Annotated in this window: 1 protein-coding gene; it reads left to right on the top strand. The window is 63.4% G+C overall.

The genetic code is table 11. The annotated features are described in order from the left end of the window. Positions 1–354: 354 nt before the first annotated feature. On the top strand, positions 355–3,627 hold a 3,273-nt coding region (gene secA, locus NTW26_08690; protein MCX7022329.1), incomplete at its 3' end, for a preprotein translocase subunit SecA.

The raw sequence follows: 3,627 nt of genomic DNA, 5'->3' as shown, positions 1-3,627 counted from the left end.
GTGGAGATGACCTTGAAAAATCCCCCGGGTACCGGAATCGCAACTTGGGGATATACTTGGGGTTAAGCTAACACACCGCCCAGATTAAAGTCAACCGATGAAGCTCCCGCAACACAGCCCATCAAGGGGAACCGTGAGGGTCGCGTTACCGTACACCTTGTTCTACCTTCATGGAGCATGGTATACTTTTTTACGGGAGCATGACTCCGCTTTTCCGCTACACCCGAAATCATGGAGCGGGGGGGTACTTCTCACCGTCCACGGGGCGTTTTTACCCAAAACAAAACCAGAGCCGGCCCCGATAAGTCGCGTAAAACGGCCCGGTTCCGCAAAATCAAGGTTAGGCGCCGACCCATGGGGTTTATCAAAAAGGCCTTCGGTACGAAGTACAGCCGCGACGTCAAGCGCGTCCTGCCCCTCGTGGACCGGATTAATGCCCGATGCGATGAGCTCGTCAACCTGCAAGACAGCAATTTCCGCGCCTGTTACTCCGAGGCCGACCCCGACGCCGAGCTGGTCGGGATAGCCCAGGGCTTCACCGACCCCGAGCTGCGCCGCTGGGCCGCCGCCCTCACCCGAAGGACTAAGGGATTGCAGCAGCGGTTGCGGGAGGACTGGACCCTGGCAAAGGAAAATGGCGTCGAGGAGAAGAAATACTGGGAAGACGCGCTGGAGGATAATACCCTCGTCGAGGCCTACGCGGGCGTCAAGACGGCCTGTTACGTGCTGAAGAAATTCAACGCGACCTGGGACGTGGTGGGGCACGACACGGTTTGGGACATGGTGCACTTCGACGTGCAGGTTATCGGCGCCGTTTACATGCACCGCGGCGCCATCACCGAGATGGCCACCGGCGAGGGCAAGACCCTGGTGGCCACTATGCCTATTTACCTCAACGCCCTCTCCGGCCGCGGGGTCCACCTGGTCACCGTCAACGACTACCTGGCCCTGCGCGACGCGGCCTGGATGGGCGGCGTCTACAACACCCTCGGGCTCACCGTGGGCTGCATCCAACACGACATGGAGCCGCCGGAACGCCGCGTGGCCTACGCTTGCGACGTCACCTACGGCACAAACAACGAATTCGGCTTCGACTACCTGCGCGACAACGGCACCGCCACCACCCCCGAGCAGCTCGTCCAGCGCGGCCACTACTTCGCCATCGTGGACGAGGTGGATTCGGTGCTCATAGACGAGGCGCGCACGCCCCTCATCATCTCCGGACCCGCCCCCGAGTCCACCCACCGCTTCGACAAGCTCAACTCCCTCGTCCACGATCTCTTCCGCAGGCAGCACACACAGGTGACCAAGCTCCTGACCGAGGCCGACCAGTTGATGAAGGACGAGACCGGCGAATCCGACCGGCTCTGCGCCGAAAAGCTGCTGCTCGTCCGGATGGGCTCCCCAAAGAACCGGCGACTGTTGAAAATCCTGGAAGACCCGGCGATCCAGCGCCAGGTCCAGTCCGTAGAGAACGCACTCATGATTTCCAAGGGCCTCTCGGATTTCAAGGAGGAGCTCTTCTACTCCATCGAGGAAAAATCCTTCGCCACCGACCTCTCCGAGAAGGGGCGCCAGGCCCTGTCCCCGGGCACTCCCGAACGCTTCACCATGCCCGACATAGACGCCCTCATGGAAGAGGTGGACGCCCTGGAGATGGACCCCGTGGAGAAGGAGGCGCACCGCAAAACGGTCATAGACGATGCCGCCCTGCGCACGGAGGAAATCCAGAACATCATCCAGCTCTGCAAGGCCTACACGCTGTATGAGCGCGACGTGGACTACGTCGTCAAGGATAACCGGGTGCTCATCGTGGACCAGTTCACCGGGCGGCTCATGCCGGGGAGACGCTATTCCGAGGGGCTCCACCAGGCCCTGGAGGCCAAGGAGGGCGTGCAGATAGAGCGGGAGACCATCACCCTCGCCACCATCACCCTGCAGAACTACTTCCGCCTCTACGAAAAGCTCGGCGGGATGACCGGCACCGCCGAGACCGAAGCCCAGGAGTTCGGCGACATCTATAAGCTCGAGGTCAACGTCATCCCCACCAACGAGCCGGTCCGCCGGGTGGATTACGACGACCTCATCTATAAAAGCCGGCGGGAGAAGTACGCGGCGGTCATCGAGGAAATCGAAAAAATCCGCTCGGCCGGCCGGCCGGTCCTGGTGGGCACCGTATCGGTGGACGTCTCGGAGACCCTATCCCGTCTCCTCAAGCGGCAGAACATCCCCCACAACGTCCTCAACGCCAAGAACCACCAGAGCGAGGCGGAGATAGTTCGCGAGGCGGGCCACGCGGGACGGGTCACCATCGCCACCAACATGGCGGGCCGCGGCACCGACATCAAGCTCGGACCGGGCGTCGTCTGGTGCCTCTACCCCGAAGGGCACCCCCTGGCCGGGAAGGGGCTCTGCTGCATCAAGTGCCGCCGCGAGGCCCCCGACGGAACCATCGCCGCGTACGAGTGCTCCACCTGTCCGAAAATTCTGGCCCAGTGCGAAAGCGGAACCAAGAAGGCCCCTCCGGGCGCCTACAAGATGCCGTGCGGTCTGGTGATAGATCCGGGGAAACCTCCGTCGGACGACTCCGCCACCCGCGCCTTCGCCAAGAATCACGAGCTCAACCCCTGCGGCCTGCACATCATCGGGACGGAACGCCACGACGCCCGCCGCATTGACCGGCAGCTCCGCGGCCGTTCCGGGCGCCAGGGCGACTCGGGCTCCTCGAGGTTCTACCTCTCCGTGGAAGACAACCTGATGCGCCTCTTCGGCTCGGAGCGCATAGCCACGGCTATGGAGCGCGCCGGGGTGGAGGAGGGCGAGCCCCTCTACCACCCCCTCATCACCAAGACCATCGGCACGGCCCAAAAGCGCGTCGAGGACTACCACTTCGGCGTCCGCAAGCGCACCCTCGATTACGACGACGTGGTCAACAAGCAGCGCGAGGTCATCTATGAGCTGCGGCGCCGCATCCTCGAGGGCCGCGATCTCAAGGACCACATCCTCGGCCTGATGGAGGAAGCCATCGAGATCAAGCTGGACGAGATAGCCTCCGACGACCTCCAAGCCGATGAATGGGACCTGGACAGCCTGCGGGGCTGGTACATGACCACCTTCCCCGCCCTGTTGAAGCCCGAGGAGCTCGAGGCCACGGCCCGGGAGAAGGGGCGCGAGGGGCTTTACGAGGCCCTGCGCTTCGGGGTGGAGAAGGCCTACGAGATGCGCGAGGCCGAATACGATCCGGAACAGATGCACCTCTTGGAGCGCTTCGTGCTCCTGTCCCATCTCGACACCGCCTGGAAGGAGCACCTGAATTACCTGGACGCGCTGCGGGAGGGCATCGGCCTGCGCTCTTACGGCCAGCGCGACCCCCTCGTCGAGTACAAGAAGGAGGCCTTCGAGGCTTTCAGCGACATGATGGACGAGGTCAACAACGAGGTGGTCACCCGCTTCTTCCGTTACCGCCTCACATCGCAGACCGCGGAGCGCGCCCGTCGGCGGCAGGAGTCTTACGCCAAAGCGCCGGAGCCGGGCGCCGGTCAGCCCTCCACGGGGAAGACATCGCGGGAGACCAAGCACGACGAGGAGGGGAAGAAGCTGGGCCGCAACGACCCCTGCCCCTGCGGC

The organism is bacterium (assembly GCA_026398675.1).
Taxonomy (GTDB): domain Bacteria; phylum RBG-13-66-14; class RBG-13-66-14; order RBG-13-66-14; family RBG-13-66-14; genus RBG-13-66-14.
This window is presented reverse-complemented; position numbering and strand designations above follow the sequence as displayed.